Genomic DNA, 16,451 nt, shown 5'->3' with positions numbered 1-16,451 from the left:
ACCTCACGTTTCTGAGTTCTAAGACTAAGTTTTGCAAACTCAGTACATCCTCTTTAAAATAATAAAGTATATTTATTATGGAAGGTTTGGTTATGGCAGAAATCTTTGATTACGACGACTATCGAGACATGATCAAGGACTATTACTTGGAGCACAAAAAACACAACTCCTTGTATTCCTTTAGCACTCTCGGCAAAACACTTGGCTTGGATTCAAGCCATGCGTATTATATTGTCCAGAAAAAGCGCAACCTTCCGGTTCACGCCGTTCCCGCCGCGAAAAAAATGCTCGGGCTCGACGGACGTGGCGCCGCTTATTTCGATTTGCTGATAGTCGCATCGCGAACGAAGTCCGAAAAGACAAAAGCGGAAATTTTGCAAAAGGCATTCCAGCTCCGCGATGTCAAACGCCATTTGCTCAAGGACAACGAACTCAAGTACCTCAGCGCGTGGTGGACCATCGTCGTCCGTGCGCTCATCGAAGTCAAGCACGGCAATGTCGATATCCCGGAAATTGCAAACAGCGTGATTCCTCCCATTACCGAAGAACAAGCCCAAGAGAGCATCGAAATTTTAAAATCGCTCGGTTTTATCCAGCCCATCAACAACAATACCAAGGTACGCCTCGCCGACCCGCACATCACGGTCCAAGGTGCAGAGAAAGCAGAAGCGATTCGCAGTTTCCATTCAAAAGTCATGCAGTTCGGCATCCGCTCGCTAAGCGAGATTCCGCCGGAGAACCGCGATATTTCAACAGTCACGATGGCCGTTGACGCAAAGGGGTTCGAAGACATCAAGAACATGCTCAAGGAATTCCGCAAAGAAATCCAGATTCGAGTCGATAAATGTTTCGTACCCGATCGAGTGATGCAGCTGAACCTAGCTTTATTCCCCGTCGCCCTCAATAAGAAGAAGGATAAATAAATGAAGAATTTTAACAAGTTTCTTTATCTGACCACTTTTGGACTTATCGCTGCTTGCGGAACAGGCAACGATTCGGCAGGGAATACAACGGAAATCGAAAACGCCATCGCCATTCGAGTTTTTGATGACGGGGCGCCCGCAGCCAACGTGCGTTACGAAGTGCTCCCCTCTTGGTACGTCGCCGACACCGCTGAAACAAGCAACGTAAAATACACTTACGAAGGCACCACGGACACAAACGGCTGGGTCCACATCGACAACCATCAAGACGGCTCTTACACCATCAACTTTACAAAAGGCAAGTCCTCCATCGTCCTGCAATACACGCTCAACAACCTCAATCACGAATACACTCTTGACAGTACATCGCTCGAAGCGATGGGCATGGTCAAGGGACTCGTCGATTTGCCGGACAGTGCCGATTACGCGTGGGTCGCCGTCCAGGGCACCAACGAAATCGTCAAGACGGACTCGCTGGGACAGTTCGTCATCCGGAAAGCTCCGTGCGGAAGATTGACCGTAAGCGCTTGGGATGCAGAAGAACAATCCTCTATCGGGCAGACATCTTTCAACGTGTCCGCAAACGACACCATCGACCTTGGGCTGATCGAAAATCCGAACAAAGTATTCCCGAAAAATTCCATCCGCTTTATGCCTTCGGAATTGGTTTCTGATTGGATGCGTCCGCTCAGCTTCCCGACAGTTTTCATCATGCGATTGGACACGACGAATTTCGACTTCGATAAAGCGGCAAAAGACGGAAGCGACATCCGACTCTACGACGGCAGTGGCGAACTCATCCCGTTCGAAATTGACGGTTGGGACACGACGCTCAACAGTGCGGTACTCAACATCCGCGTCGAAAGCGCTGCGGACACTGTAAGGCCGTGGCTGCTCACCTGGGGCGACAAGAAGGCCGCTAAACTCAAGGACGTGAACGTCTGGAAAGGCTTGAGCGATTCGCTTGTGGCAGCCATCAACAGCGTCGAAATATTGAACTTCGAAAGCGGCACCAAGTTCAATGCTCTCCCGGCACCACTAAACAACAAGTTCGATTGGTACATCCAGCCGCACGACAGTGCGACTGTCAAAAACAACCTTGAAGCTAAACCAACGAACGGCATCGAAAAAGCGGATAGTTCCATCTTCGGGAAAAATGTCCTTCACGTGCAATACCAGGCAAACAAGCTTGGACGCTATGTCGTCATCGGAACACGTATTGCTGAACACACGCACGACTTGAGCAGGCTCGATTCCGTTGAAGTTTGGCTCAAGGGTAACGGCGATTACGAAATCATTCTCGAAACGATTGTCGAATCCGACACGAACTACAAGACTTCGTATAAAGGAAGTGCAGGCGAAAAATGGACACGCGTTGCAGTCACGCCCAAAGACTTTACAAACGCCGATGGCAAAAGCTACCACGGTTGGGACGTGACCCGCAACAAAATAACGCGTTTCACCATATTCGTCTATAATGGTACCGATTTGTGGATTGACAACGTTAAGATGTACGGAATCAACCTCGACGATTTGCGATAGATACAAAAAAGCCGTTTGGGATTAGAATCTCTGTTCGGCCAAGGTCACTGTCGTTTATCATGAAGAGTAGTGATCCGAGTCTCCATCCGATTGCAGAAGCATCAATTCTCCAACACTAATTGATACCTGTGAATCTAATCCCAAATCGGCAGTATGGACCAACTTGGTCATTCATAAAATTACGTTTATTTGGCCAATTTTTCTCAAAAACGCAAAATTCGACCATTGACAAAATGTCAAAAAATCCGCAACGCGGTACAAACGGACTGTTAGGATAACAAATATTTACATTCCTAAAATTGCGTTTTTTTCACCCGGTAAAAGTAAATTCCCACAATAACGGAGATAGTTACTATCCAGCTGACCGGATAAACCACCATCAACGAGGCGAAAGAACGGTACTGCGGGAACACGAAAATCACCCAAAGGATACGCAGCCCGCACACGCCAGCGACGCACGTAAGCGCAGGAGCAAGTGAACGCCCCATTCCAGAAAGAGCGCTCGAAAACACGTCTAGGAATACGTTGATAAACAGAAGCCCGACCACCACGTACATGCGGATAGAAGCAATTTCGATAATCTCTGGATCGGATGTAAACACGGACAGCAAGGGGTTTGCAAAAATACAACAAAGCCCGCTCAGCACAATCGTAGAGACACAGCCCAGCAAAAGTGTCCAACGAACGGCACTGCGGCAACGGTTCATGTTTTTCGCACCGTAGTTCTGCCCCACAAAAGTCACGCAAGCTTGCGAGAACGAATTGAGCCAGTAATAGACGATAAATTCGTAATTGAGGGCCGCGGCAGAAGCAGCCACCGTCGAAGAACCGAGGCTGTTGATGGCTGATTGCAAACACACATTGCTAAACGAGAACACGACTCCACGAAGCCCCGAAGGTAGCCCCACGCGCATGATACGACTGAGGAAAAGCGGAGTCACGCGGAGTTTCCAGAATTCAAGCTTGAACGGGCCTACCTCATGGCGCAAAAAATACAATAACGTAAGTCCGCTGATGACGTTAGCAATGACAGTCGCAATCGCGACACCTGACACGCCAAGGCCAAAACCCGCCACGAGAATCAAGTTCAAGACGACATTTACGGCACCCGCGACAATCAGCACGTAAAGCGGACGCTTTGTATCGCCCTTGCCGCGCAAAATAGCGGCAATAAAGTTGAACAACATCACAAACGGCATCCCGGCAAAATAAATTTGCAGGTAGCGCACCGCCATGTCCAAGATGTCCGAAGGCGTTGAAACCGCCGAAAGAATAGGCCTTGCAAAAAAGATGCCGACAAACGAAAGCAAAATTCCGCTAAAGAACGAAACAATCACCGAGGTATGGACGCTGCGGGTAACGGCACGATAGCTTTGAGTCCCGATAGAATTGGCAACGACGACATTCACGCCGACAGAAATGCCCACGAATAAGTTTATCAGCAAATTGATGACGAACGTGTTCGCACCGACGGCAGCAAGCGCCTTGTCGCCTGCGAACTGTCCTACCACGGCAATGTCTGCGGCATTGAAGAGCTGTTGCAAAATACTCGTCGCCGCAAGCGGAATCGCGAACCTCAGAATTTTTCGACCGAGAGGTCCGTTTAGCATATCCATGTTCGTCTTTAACGCATTCGTCGCCATACAACACCTAAAAACGGGCGTAAATTTAGATTATAACGTGGTCCACTACAAGGGCTTTTTTGAGGCAACGAATAAAATCCGCTTTTAATTGCAAAAAGAACGTCATGCGGGCGGGGCCCCAGCTCAGAGTTGACGCCTACGGCGTCAGCGGCTTCACTCGGTTATGCCGGTCTGCGAGCAGCCCGTCGCAACACTCGTTTTGCACGCTACTGCGAAGAAAATACCTTGGCCGACGCCTCCATTCTCGCGACGATTTATCATCATCAAATTATACAACCTTTCAACTCGCTTATCATCATGCTTTAATATGCCTATGAAGCGTTTTTTTTATTTTATTGACCCACCGATAATTGCAGATGAGCCACATTTTTCTACCTTTACGTTGAAAAAACAGGTGAATCTAGTCGCTATAGAATGAAGCGATTACAAGCACCTCAAAATGAGTCGGCGGAGCATCCCGCCACAAATCGGAGATTATCATGGGTTTTAAATGTGGCATCGTAGGCCTCCCCAACGTAGGCAAAAGCACCATCTTCAACGCAATCACCAACGCAGGAGCAGAATCCGCAAACTATCCGTTCTGCACCATCGACCCGAACGTCGGCATGGTCAGCGTCCCGGATGCACGCCTCGATGAACTTGTGAAGGTCTATAACCCGAAATCCATCGTCCCCGCCGTTACAGAATTTGTCGATATCGCAGGTCTTGTAAAGGGTGCCTCCAAGGGCGAAGGCCTCGGCAACCAGTTCCTCACCCACATCCGCGAATGCGAAGCCATCATGGAAGTGGTGCGTTGCTTTGACGACGAAAACATCATCCACGTGAACGGCTCCGTCGATCCGATTCGCGACGTGGAAGTCATCGAAACAGAACTTATCCTCAAGGATTTGGACACTGTCGAAAAGCGCCTTACGACCGAAGCGAAATCCGCACGCACAGGCAACGCCGAAGCAAAGGCACGCCTCGCCGCCTGCGAACTTTTGAAGAAGACCATGGAAGAAGGCCGCGCCGCACGCACCGTGATGCACGACAGCGACGAAATGGAACTCATCGTAAAAGACCTCGGACTCCTCACTGCAAAGCCGCTCTTCTACTGCGCAAACGTCAAAGAAGATGATATCCTCACCGGTAACGCCTACGTCGATCAGCTCAAGGAATACGCATCCAAGCATGGTCACGATGTCATCGTCATCAGCGGCAAGATTGAAGAAGAACTCTCCGCGATGGAACCTGCGGACAAAGCAGATTTCCTCAAAGAACTCGGCATGACCGAATCGGGACTTGATTCTGTTGTTCGTAAAGGCTATGAAATTCTCGGCCTCCGCACGTTCTTTACCGCAGGCGAAAAGGAATGCCGCGCCTGGACATTCCACGCAGGCTTCAAGGCTCCGCAATGCGCTGGAGTCATCCACACGGACTTCGAACGCGGCTTCATCCGTGCAGAAACGCTCAGCTACAGAGATTTCCTCAAGCACGGCAGCTGGAACGCCGCGAAGGAAGCTGGGCTTGTCCGCACGGAAGGCAAGGAATACCTCGTGCAAGACGGCGACATCATGTACTTCTTGTTCAACGTTTAGCGGCTTCGCCGCAGTGGTTAGTGGCTAGTGGTTAGTGGCTAGTAAACAGTAAACTGTTGGTAGGACTGCTATATGTCATCCTGAGCGTGGTTCGACAAGCTCACCAACCTTATTAAGGTCCCTGAGCTATACGAAACTTAGAACTTTAGTTCTGTAGTTGAGTTAGGTTCTATGGAGCAAACGAAGTGCGTCGAAGGACGAAGTCGATATATGAAACTTGGCACTTTGACGCTTTGCGTCCGCAACATCAGCTCGACCATAAAAAATGCAAGCATTTTTTGCGGCACTCGCTTCGCATGCTATCAGTGCCTTAGTTGAATTATACTCAAAGAGCATAACTCCACTAGGCCACTGAAGTGGCGAGTGTCGTTTAGGTTCGAAGGAGCAGGATCTCTTAACGAAAGAAAAAAGGTCGCGAGTTTATCGCGGCCTTTACGTTTTCAGGGAAGATAGAAATTAGCCAAATTCGTCATCGTATCCGTCATCGAGTTCTTCGATATCTTCAAGATCTTCACACTCGTCATCATCACACGACCCTCTCAGAAGGCCGGTATTTTCAGCCATCATCACAATTTCCATAAATGGAGGCGTATATTTTTTCTTTTCAATTTTGATGTTCATACAGCCTCTTTACTTGATAACTACTTTTTTTCTATTGTTATAATAGGTGCCCTTGGCGGTCGGTTTGTGCTGGAGCCTACGACCTTTCATATCGAACCAACGATCTTCTACAGTAATTTCACCCGTGTAAGTGTTGAGCGTGCCGAGATACGTTCTGCTGCTATCTTCTTCAATGACGTGAACATCAATGGTTTTCGGCAAATCATCCAAACTGGCAACATCATCTGCGGATTTTGCCAAACCCTTTATTGCAGATGCCTTGGGCAAAGTGCACTTGAGATATGCTCTGAAAGGCCTGATATAAGCACAACTCTTTTCGCTACAAGCAGCCTTTGTAAACTGACCTATTTTTGTTTTATTTTTATCCTTGGCAGCAAAGCCATAAATCCCCTTAGGATTCTTGAATTCAATGCGTTCGTAGGTTCCGATGATATCCCAGTTGTAGTCGCCACTGGAAAATGAAGCCTTTCTAGTATTCGTTGTTGTGTTGAGCGTAATATGATCTGGAGATTGATAGACCATGTTAAACGATATATTTTGATCCTTACCTTGTGAAATAACAACATAAGGCGTATTTGCCAAAACCATTTCCGAAGTATGTCTTCTAACATTGATGCGATAATCACAATTCTCGCAATCCTTAACGACATCGATATAATCAAAAACTCCAAAACCTTCGCCCAATTTCCATGTCGGAGCATCAAAAGGGAGCATCAATGTCGAAGACACTGTGTCTTTGAATACACGGCTGTAATAAACGGAATCAACCTTGATATCTTCTGTAATCACCGGGGTTTCGTCAGAACTATCGTCAATATAAGCCACCTTCCATTCGACTTGCGTATTCTGGCCATTCACCTGCCTTTCTACCATCACCTTCTTAATCGTAATCGCACCGTACTGACCGATAATTTTTTCATCGGCGGCAAAAGAAGTTCCCGCAAAAGCAAGGGCAAATGCAAAAGCAGAGAGGATTTTTAATTTATTCATTGTTTACCTCCAAATTTGGAACCCAGCAAAAAGAATAACGAAGCAAACGAAAAACGCCTGTAGTCTTGCGGTTGTTTGTAATAGTATTCTTTTTCGTAGTAACCGTAATGGCCCGGTTCATACTCGCATTGGTTCATCACGACAGCTCCCGGCTTTTTAGAATAGCGGGCAACTTTAGACAACGTTTCCTTGATATCATCCATACGGTGGCATCCGTAACGCAATACAAACAGCGAGAAATCCACCAAAGGGCAAATCAATTCGGCATCGGTTACCAAGTTCAGCGGAGGCGTATCGACAATGACCATATCAAATTTTTGACGAGCTTCTTTAAGCAACTTGTCCATAGCTTCGCTGCGGAGCAAACCGCAAGTATTCATGTTTGTCCGTCCAGAACCAACAACGTACAAATTGTCATCAAATTTACTTTGGGCAACATCATCCAGTGTCGCCTTGCCTATAAGAATATCCGCAAGGCCAAACTTTGAATTTTCGTGATGAACGCCGCGGCGCATATCCGCATCAATCAACAGCACTTTTTTGCCGTTAGCCGCCATGGTTGCCGCCAAATTCTGCGAAACAAAACTCTTGCCCACGCCCGAAACAAGCCCCATCACAAGAATCACAAGATGTTCCATCGGTTGTGTCAACGAGAACTTGACGGCAGTCATCATAGATTCAAAAGATTCCGTAACTTCGTCGTCAGTCCTTTGCAACACAAAAGGCTTTCCATGAGATAAAAGTTTTTTTCTTCGCAATAGTTTGTCTTTAGAATAAGGAACTTTTACCAGAACATTCATGCCCGTTTCACGTTCGATTTCAGACGCGCTACGGACTCCATTTTTCATCATATACATCATGAACACAAAGAACACGCCCAACATAAAGCCTGCCGCAATGGAACAGATCAATATATTCAAACGCTTCGGCTTGGAGGGTGTCGATTCGACTTGAGCAATATCCACAATACGCACGTTTCCGACTTCGCCCACGCGCACCACGCGCAACTGCTGGATATTGTTGAGCATGGTCGTATAAATTTCGCTGTTCACAGCGACTTCTTCTTGCAAGCGTTGTACTTCCTGCTGTGTAAGCGGCATCTTTTCGGCACTCTTCTTGAGCTGGGCCAACTCGCTACGTAACTTATTCTGGCGTTTGACAAGAGTCACGACGCTCGGATGTTCCGCCTTAAAGAGACGCATCGCCTCTTGTTTCTTTTGTTCTAAATCCAGAATTTGACGTTGCAAATCATTTTCTTTCGAGATATGAGCACGCGTTTCGCCGTTCATATCAATAGAACCGATTTTATAGCGGTAATCCGCCAAAACCCTCTCGGCACTATCGAGTTTCGCCTTGACGCTGGGCAACTGGCTTTCCAAAAATCCAAGAGTTTTCTCGGCTTCAGACGTACGCATTTCGATGTTCTGGCGCAAATAAGTCTTAGCAATAGTATTCAAGATAGATGCCGCACGATCCGGGTAACGGTGGCTGTAACGCACCGCAATGATACCCGTTTTTTTGCCACGTTCCATAACATTCAAAGCACCCATCAAAACTCTTCCGGCTTTTAGCGGAGACCCTTGAACAAGAACAAACTTTTGTCCCTCCTTTGCAAGCATAAAGTTGACGCGGATAACAAGAGAATCGTCTGCATATTTGACGTTATAAAGTTCTCCCGGCTTCGCATTCTTGAGAATCGTTTTCCCTTCAGGTTCAATCACGGAATAAGCATCACCGTCTTCGCCTTCTACAACAGCAGTCCATTTTTCAATACGGAACTTTTCCGGAATCCACAAAGAATCCAAATCCATGCGGCCCTCTTGATGCGTCAAACGGTTCCAAAAGCCCGTCGGAATTGCCTTTAAATGGAGATGTTCCTCGGCAGCCACGCTGCTAAGCACCATGCGACTTTTGATAAGTTCAATTTCTGCATCCGCAGGGCTTGCCAATTCAAGGACTTCGCCCATTTCGCCCATGGCCTTGGTCGATTTGCTGCTAGCGCCCTTCACATTCACTTGAAGCAGAACATCGCTAGAATACTGGGGGCGAACCCACATGGCGTATGCACCACCGATGATAGCGGCAGCAACAACAAAAAGAGCAAGCGTCCATTTCTTTTTCCAAAGAATTACAAGCGCCTCTTGCAGAGTAATGGCGTTATCCACTTTCGTCGCCGGATTCGCGACGGATCCCGAAACTACTGCTTTTTCTTGCTCTGACATAGTACCTTTGGGTTATTTGCAAATGTAAGAGCAAATATAAGTTAAGCATTCATTTAATTAAAGGATTTTCAAGCATACCTTATTTTTTCATTTTCATGACTTTTTTGCTACAAAAATTACCACAAAATAACTAATAAAAAATAAGCAGAAAATACAAGCAAAAATAACGAATTAAACCACAAAATAAAGCAAAAAGAAAAGATTACGTGACTAATTTCACAAAGTGCTTGGCATCATTTTTTTTAAAGTCATGCATTCCGATGATTTCAAGCGTTCGCTTCCGTGCAGCTACGTGATATGCGACATGAACCACTTCAAAAGATTCAACAATTCATCGCGAAAAATCGCATTTTTTCACGATTTTTTCTTTAAACTGTTTATCTTCCATATCATCCAGCAAATCAAGGATGTCTTCTTTTTCGGCGTATTTTCCGTTCCATCCGATTTCACAGGAATCATCGATGTGGAAAGATCCCTTGTATTCATCATTCATAAAGCAATCGGCGAGGAAGAGGTACTTTCCGCTCTTTTCAAAATAGTCTTGATTCGCGGTCGCAGCAGGCAATAGCTCAATATTTTTTTCCAATGTTTGAGCATCTTTTATCTGCGAATTACGCATTTTAGACATTCTTGTTCCTTCTAAAGAATTATTTTCAGGTACATAAATATTGCAAAAATACTCTTTATTATAACTATGGATTTTTGCAGAACGGATTATGTTTTCGCAAATAGAAGAATCAACCTGATCAGGATAATAAATAAACTTAACAATTTCAGGAGGTTGCCAATCTTTTCGCTTTGAAGGAGTTCGATCAGACCAAATATAAACAGAGCGTACTTTAGTTTCTACACCATTAATAACCCTAACCGTATCGTATCTTCCAGCCTCACTAAATTCAACAGAATTTTTTGGAATCGAAAACGTAATCGGATATGCACCATGATAGTCCTTCATTTGAATGAAAGTCATGAGCTTACTCCCTACGGAGTCTTTAATCTCGTAAATACCCACCTCAAAATGAGGAACATTCTCCACTAAATATCCCTTGGGCAAAGCTATATGAAATGACCGCAGAACAAAATAATCCTTTGTATAAACAGCAGCCGACTCCTTTGAACTTAAAACAGGTTCCTCGTTCGACCTTGAACAAGAAACGCAAAACAAGACAAAAAGAATTGCGACAAAAGCGCTTATTAACTTCGGGGACAACTTCATCGTAGTATAAACCATATAAATTCACGTGCTGATGGCAAAAATTTAGCCTATGGAGTTTATCCATAGGCTGTTTTTAAAAGGCGATGCCGCAACTAGTGCGGCATGACAAGTGCGCCGCGGTTTACTTTGTAGCTGTTGCGAAAGCCTTTTCAAGCTTCGTCAATGCTTCGTCGCATTCAGCTGCGGATACATTCAGCGGCGGGAGCAAACGAAGCACGTTGCCCTTAGCGCTCAAGACCATCATACCTTCGTCGCGGGCGGCAGCAATCACGTTACCGACCGGGAGCGATTCGTCGAGAGCGAGGCCAAGAATAAGGCCTTCACCACGCACGCCCTTCACTGCCGGGAACTTTGCGGCGATAGCTTCGAGGCCAGCCTTGAGCTGAGCGGAGCGAGCTTCGACATTGGCGAGGAATTCCGGCTTTGCAATCTGGTTCACGACAGCGAGACCCACTGCGCAAGCAACCGGGTTGCCACCAAACGTCGTGCCATGATCGCCCGCCTTGAGCTGGTCAGCAACCTTCTGGCGGAGGAGCACAGCACCGAGCGGAAGACCGCCACCAAGAGCCTTGGCAAGCGACACGAGGTCAGCGTCAATGCCGTGCTTCTGGAGGCCAAGGAACGTTCCGAGACGTCCCATGCCTGCCTGCACTTCATCGACAATCACGAGGCAGCCGAATTCTTTCTTCAAGCTGTTGATTGCAGCAACCATTTCATCGGAAATGGTCATCACGCCACCTTCGGCAGCGAGAGATTCGAGCATGATGGCGCAAGTGTCGTTGTTGACTTCGGCCTTGAGGGCAGCCACATCGTTCCAAGGAACGTGAACAAAGTCACCCGGCATGGAGCCAAAGCCTTCGCGGATAGCCGGCTGACCCGTTGCAGAAAGGGCAGCAAACGTACGACCGTGGAAACTGTTGATGAACGTCACGATCTTCTGGCGGTTCTTTTCACCCTTGCGATCGAAATACTTACGGGCAAACTTGATGCAGCCTTCGTTCGCTTCGGTACCGGAGTTGCAGAAGAAAGCCTTGTCGAAACCCGTTGCAGCAAGCAAAGCCTTGGCGAGGTTCACCTGCGGGTAGTTCGGATAAAGGTTCGAAATGTGGAAGAAGCTGTCCATCTGTTCTGTAACAGCCTTCTTGATAGCTTCATTCTGGTGGCCGAGAGCGTTCACGGCAATGCCAGCGACAAAGTCAAGATACTTCTTGCCGTTCTTGTCGAACAAGTAAGAACCTTCGCCACGGACAAATTCAATATTGGCCTTGCCATAAAGCGGGGCGATAAACTGCTTGTCTTCTTCAAAAATGGAATTAGCCAAGGATTGTGCCATAGTTCAGTTCTCCATTAATTTGTTTTACAAAGTGGTCGGCATCCTTCCAGCCGACAATGTGAATGCTCTTGAGACCGCGTTCAATGCTCTTGAAGCTTTCGCGGACCTTCGGAATCATGCCGCCGTTAATAACGCCAGACTCGATGAGTTTTTCGGCAGCTGCTTCGCTCAATTCAGGAATGACGGTCTTGGTGTCGTCCATCACGCCCGGGACGTCGCTCACCAGCACGAACTGGTCAGCATGGAGCGCCACAGCCAGTTCGCATGCGGCGGTATCGGCGTTCACGTTCCAGCTCACAGCCTTGCCGTTTTCGTCAGGACCGATAGAAATCGGGCTTACCACGGGCACAAAGCCAGCGGACCAAAGGGCTTCCACAATCTGCGGATTGACCTTCTTGACTTCGCCCACGAGGCCAAGATCCACCTTGCCCTGTTTCTTGACAACTTCGAACAACTTGGCATCTACGCCGCTCAGACCGACGGCGTTGCAATTGTTTTCGAGGAGCATTCGCACGAGCTTCTTGTTGACGTGACCCGAGAGCGTCATTTCGACCATCTTCATGATAGAAGGCGTCGTGACTCGGAGACCGTCGATAAAGGTGGGTTGTTCTCGGAGCAAGGAGATGTTTTCGTTGATGTCCTTGCCACCGCCGTGCACCACGGCCACTTGGCAGCCCATAGCCGGAAGCTTGCTGACTGCCGCCACAAAATCGGCCAACTTGGCTTCGTCGATTGCCAAGCTGCCACCAATTTTTACAACCACTTTTTTCATCGTTAACGATGTCCTCATAATTTTCAAGCAAAATGCAAGCACCATTGCCCGGATATGCTTGAAAAATTTAACGCAAATTTAGAAAAAGGAATTAGGAGTTAGGGATTAGGGTTTAGGATTTAGGGCGTAGGAATTAGAAAGCACTAAAATATGGGTCCCCAAATGAGCTTCACATAAAACTTCTTGGAGCCTTTTTTCAAATCGTAAGTATCCAAGAACGAATAGGAATAAGAGGCGGCAATTCTCACAAAAAGAATATTCACATTCACATCGCCGTGAGCCCTAAAATAAAATTTATGCCCCGGACTGAAAGCGAACCAATCCGTATTGTAGCCAAGCCCCACGGACACAGGAACGTATTTTCGCACCACAAAAAATTCCAATGTGGGATTCAGCAAAGTTGCCAAGCCGAACCAAATACGAGCAATCGTCTCCGAGCCAAAAATCCAAGCATCTACAAAAGATGCCATCGCAAGAACGCCATTTATAGCGATACCAGCTCCAATTCTTGCACAGCCCTTCGAATTCGTACACGAATCCCCAACATCCGAAAGAATGTGTAAATTAAATCCCAACGCATTCAAATACAGTCCATTTGCCATTTGCTTGCCCAATTCCACGCCCATATTGTAATCAATATGGTTTGTCCAAGCTGTAACATCCCATCCAAAAGAAAACGTGTGTTTTGCCGTCTTCATTTTATGGCTGTAACGTTCAAAAAGTCCAACCGAACGAGACGAATCGTCAATATATTCAAGCGAATCATCCTCAAGTTCGGCCAGTCCGCCATCCATTTCAACGCGTGCACCCTCCACATCAGCGAGACTTTTCTCAGCTTCTGCGAAACCGCCTTCAGTTTCAGCAAACGAAAACACCATAAAAAATAATATAAGGCAAACTAGTTTACGCATTTGAATAAGAAAATACAAAAAGTTCTCAAAGTTGATGTTAGTTATTAGTTGTTAGTCATTGGTTGTTAGTCATTGGTTGTTTGTTATTGACCATCAACTTTTTTTCCAATTTCTTTCACTTTTTTCACCTGCAAGCGTAATTTTTTTATATCTTTTGACAAAACCCAACCATTATAAGAGGTATTTTATGGCAATTACAAAAGTTTGGCTCGATGAATCCAGCGACGAATGCGTCTCCTGCGGCGCTTGCGAAGCAACTTGCGATGCAGTCTTCTCCGTTCCGGAAAAGATGCAGGTGAAGGAAGGCGTTGATTTCTCTGCTTACGAAAGCGAAATCAAGGATGCTGCTGAAAGCTGCCCGGCTGGCGTCATCAAGTTCTCGTAATTCGAGCTTTTAGGCAAGGTTGTCGCGGACACCGCGATGTAACGAAGCTTTGCTTAGTTCGCAAGACAGAACCTTTAAAGCCCCGTCCTCCCGACGGGGTTCTTTTTTGTATATTGAAATTCAAACAACTTCCATAATAAGGACAACCTTTATGAAAAAAATCATTGCAGTACTACTAGCATTTTCAGCAGCAATCCTAATGAGCGGTTGTACGGCATCGTACCAAAGCGAATTTTTGCACCCACAAGCAACCATGCAAACCCAAACCCGTTTTTTAATCGTCACACCTGAAATAGGACGATACGGAGATATTGATTATCCCACATCCGGCGTCGAAGTCGTCACGGCATTGAAGAATGAACTGAAAAATTACAGCCAAAGTATCACTACAATTATGTCCCCGGTCACAATCGAAAATATCAGGGACGAAGATTTGCAAAACACCGATTACGTGTTCATCCCGCAAATTCTGCACTGGGAAGACCGCCTCACGGGATGGTCTTTCCGCCCGGACCGCATCCAGGTTCGCTTCGACATCTACAACAACCAAAGGGAATTGGTCAACTCTTACCTCATCACAGGTAGAAGCGCCTACGTTGTATGGGTAAGCAGACAGCCAAATTCACTGCTGAAAAAGCCCATCCGCGACATGCTAAAAACATTCTTCAGCAAGGAATAGCGGGGTTCCGTCCGAAATCCGTTTTAGAATACAAAACAACACTCGATTCTATCGAGTGCTGTTTTATTTTTAAAGAAGAACACCGGCCCCGGCACGGGGTGACAATGAGATAAGAACCTCACTAGATCCCCTCCCTGACGGTCGAGGATGACGGATGGCGTCTCGGCTATTTGAATTTGGCACCCCTGCGGAGTGCGAATTTCATGTCAACTCGAGCAAGCTCGGTTGCCACGATACTCGGCTATTTGAATTTGGCACCCCTGCGGAGTGCGAATTCTAAGCCTCGGTCATAGGGAAATGCGAGCATTTCCCTGCGACGCTCGGCTATTTGAATTTTTTAGCCATGGACTTGAGGAGGGCATTCATCTTGGCAGGCTGAGCCGGATTCGGCTTCTTCTGCGGCTGCATGCCCGGGCGTTCCTTACCGGCAATCTTGTTCTTGAGGTCGGCAATCGTTGCATGGCCCTGGATGCCGCCCTGCGGACGAGCACCGCCGTCGCGATGACCAACACCACGCGGACCACCCACGCGCTGACCGCGAGGACCATTTGCGCCAGCACCGGCGACACCGTCGGTCTGTTCCTGCTTCATGGAAAGGCTGATGCGCTTCTGGTTGGCATCGACTGCAACCACGCGGACCTTCACCACGTCACCGACAGTAAGCACGTCCTTGGCGTCCGTCACATACTTGTCGCTAATTTCAGAAATGTGAACAAGGCCGTCCTGATGCACGCCGATATCGACAAACGCACCGAAGTTAGCGACGTTGGTCACGACACCTTCCATCCAGCTGCCCGTCACGAGGTCGTTGATGGTCTTGATGCGGTCATCGAATTTCGCATAACGGAATTCCTTACGCGGGTCGCGGCTCGGCTTCTGGAGTTCCTTCACGATATCTTCCAAAGTAGCACGACCGACTTCATCGGAAAGGAATTCGTCGAGCTTGATGCCCTTCACAGCTTCAGCATTGCCGACCATTTCCTTGACCGGAACGCCGACCTTTTCAGCCATCTTTTCGACGAGAGCGTAGTTTTCAGGATGCACGGCAGAATCGTCCAGCGGGTTTTCGGCACCCGGAATGCGCATAAAGCCTGCGGCCTGTTCAAAAGCCTTCGGGCCAAAGCCCTTGACCTTCTTCAAGTCTTCGCGGCTTGCGTATGCACCGTTTTCTTCGCGGTACTTCACAATCGCTTCAGAAAGCGTGTTGCTGAGGCCTGCCACATGAGAAAGGAGCGGAGCAGAAGCACTGTTCACATCAACACCGACCATGTTCACGCAGCTTTCCACCACTTCGTCCAAACGCTTCTTGAGTTCGCGCTGGTTCACGTCGTGCTGGTACTGGCCCACGCCAATAGACTGCGGATCGACCTTCACAAGTTCGGCAAGCGGGTCCTGCAAGCGGCGGCCAATGGAAATGGCACCACGTGTAGTAACGTCTTCCTTCGGGAATTCGGCGATAGCGATCATGCTTGCGCTATAGACAGATGCACCGGCTTCGGAAACGATAACGCGCGGCGGCACCTTGCCCTTGAACTTGAGAGCCATCTCGCCACAGAAGGCGTCGGTCTCGCGGCTAGCGGTACCGTTGCCGATAGCGATGAGGTCAATCTTGTACTTGTCGATAAGCTGCATCAGGT

14 protein-coding genes are annotated in these 16,451 nt (G+C 47.6%); 5 read left to right on the top strand and 9 right to left on the bottom strand.

Going from position 1 to position 16,451, the window contains the following annotated elements; translation table 11 throughout:
* Window positions 1–92 precede the first annotated feature (92 nt).
* Together IKG78_RS17785 and IKG78_RS17780 are read left to right on the top strand one after the other, a co-directional pair.
* Complete coding sequence (locus IKG78_RS17785) at window positions 93–923, top strand: DUF4423 domain-containing protein (protein WP_290945984.1); 831 nt, start codon at window positions 93–95, stop codon at window positions 921–923.
* Window positions 924–2,465: a hypothetical protein gene (locus IKG78_RS17780; protein ID WP_290945982.1), complete on the top strand. Its 1,542-nt coding sequence runs from the start codon at window positions 924–926 to the stop codon at window positions 2,463–2,465. It begins immediately after the preceding gene.
* Between the two features lie 293 nt (window positions 2,466–2,758).
* On the opposite strand, the gene IKG78_RS17775 is transcribed toward IKG78_RS17780, so the two are convergent.
* The gene (locus tag IKG78_RS17775; RefSeq protein WP_290945980.1) at window positions 2,759–4,108 is read right to left on the bottom strand and encodes an MATE family efflux transporter; all 1,350 of its coding nucleotides are present in this window, start codon (window positions 4,106–4,108) and stop codon (window positions 2,759–2,761) included.
* A 479-nt stretch (window positions 4,109–4,587) separates the two neighbouring features.
* On the opposite strand from IKG78_RS17775, the gene ychF reads away from it, so the two are divergent.
* The gene (gene ychF / locus IKG78_RS17770) at window positions 4,588–5,685 is read left to right on the top strand and encodes a redox-regulated ATPase YchF (protein WP_290945978.1); all 1,098 of its coding nucleotides are present in this window, start codon (window positions 4,588–4,590) and stop codon (window positions 5,683–5,685) included.
* A 456-nt stretch (window positions 5,686–6,141) separates the two neighbouring features.
* Here the strand turns inward: ychF and IKG78_RS17765 are convergent, their stop codons facing one another.
* From IKG78_RS17765 to IKG78_RS17735, 7 genes are all read right to left on the bottom strand, one after another.
* Complete coding sequence (locus tag IKG78_RS17765) at window positions 6,142–6,306, bottom strand: hypothetical protein (RefSeq protein WP_290945976.1); 165 nt, start codon at window positions 6,304–6,306, stop codon at window positions 6,142–6,144.
* 9 nt (window positions 6,307–6,315) lie between these two features.
* Entirely contained in the window at window positions 6,316–7,296 is a 981-nt protein-coding gene (locus tag IKG78_RS17760; protein ID WP_290945974.1) for a hypothetical protein, read from the bottom strand.
* Window positions 7,293–9,518, bottom strand: a complete 2,226-nt coding sequence (locus tag IKG78_RS17755) for a polysaccharide biosynthesis tyrosine autokinase (protein ID WP_290945972.1) — start codon at window positions 9,516–9,518, stop codon at window positions 7,293–7,295. The genes IKG78_RS17760 and IKG78_RS17755 overlap by 4 nt, the downstream gene beginning before the upstream one ends.
* 331 nt (window positions 9,519–9,849) lie before the next feature.
* Complete coding sequence (locus IKG78_RS17750; protein WP_290945970.1) at window positions 9,850–10,488, bottom strand: hypothetical protein; 639 nt, start codon at window positions 10,486–10,488, stop codon at window positions 9,850–9,852.
* Between the two features lie 367 nt (window positions 10,489–10,855).
* Window positions 10,856–12,067: an acetylornithine/succinylornithine family transaminase gene (locus IKG78_RS17745; RefSeq protein ID WP_290945968.1), complete on the bottom strand. Its 1,212-nt coding sequence runs from the start codon at window positions 12,065–12,067 to the stop codon at window positions 10,856–10,858.
* On the bottom strand, window positions 12,048–12,839 hold the full coding sequence (argB, locus tag IKG78_RS17740) for an acetylglutamate kinase (protein WP_290945966.1): 792 nt from the start codon (window positions 12,837–12,839) through the stop codon (window positions 12,048–12,050). Before argB ends, IKG78_RS17745 begins: the two co-directional genes overlap by 20 nt.
* A gap of 143 nt (window positions 12,840–12,982) precedes the next feature.
* Complete coding sequence (locus IKG78_RS17735; protein ID WP_290945964.1) at window positions 12,983–13,717, bottom strand: hypothetical protein; 735 nt, start codon at window positions 13,715–13,717, stop codon at window positions 12,983–12,985.
* A gap of 220 nt (window positions 13,718–13,937) precedes the next feature.
* Between IKG78_RS17735 and IKG78_RS17730 the strand changes: the two genes are divergently transcribed.
* Together IKG78_RS17730 and IKG78_RS17725 are read left to right on the top strand one after the other, a co-directional pair.
* On the top strand, window positions 13,938–14,135 hold the full coding sequence (locus IKG78_RS17730; RefSeq protein WP_290945962.1) for a ferredoxin: 198 nt from the start codon (window positions 13,938–13,940) through the stop codon (window positions 14,133–14,135).
* A 151-nt stretch (window positions 14,136–14,286) separates the two neighbouring features.
* Entirely contained in the window at window positions 14,287–14,814 is a 528-nt protein-coding gene (locus tag IKG78_RS17725) for a DUF4823 domain-containing protein (RefSeq protein WP_290945960.1), read from the top strand.
* A gap of 324 nt (window positions 14,815–15,138) precedes the next feature.
* On the opposite strand, the gene IKG78_RS17720 is transcribed toward IKG78_RS17725, so the two are convergent.
* Window positions 15,139–16,451, bottom strand: a 1,313-nt coding sequence (locus IKG78_RS17720) for a helix-hairpin-helix domain-containing protein (RefSeq protein WP_290945959.1), incomplete at its 5' end; no start/stop codon positions are given.

Origin of the sequence: Fibrobacter sp. (genome assembly GCF_017545445.1) — a bacterium.
GTDB lineage: Bacteria > Fibrobacterota > Fibrobacteria > Fibrobacterales > Fibrobacteraceae > Fibrobacter.
Note: the sequence above shows the minus strand (reverse complement) of the source record. Positions and strands in the feature narration are given on the sequence as shown.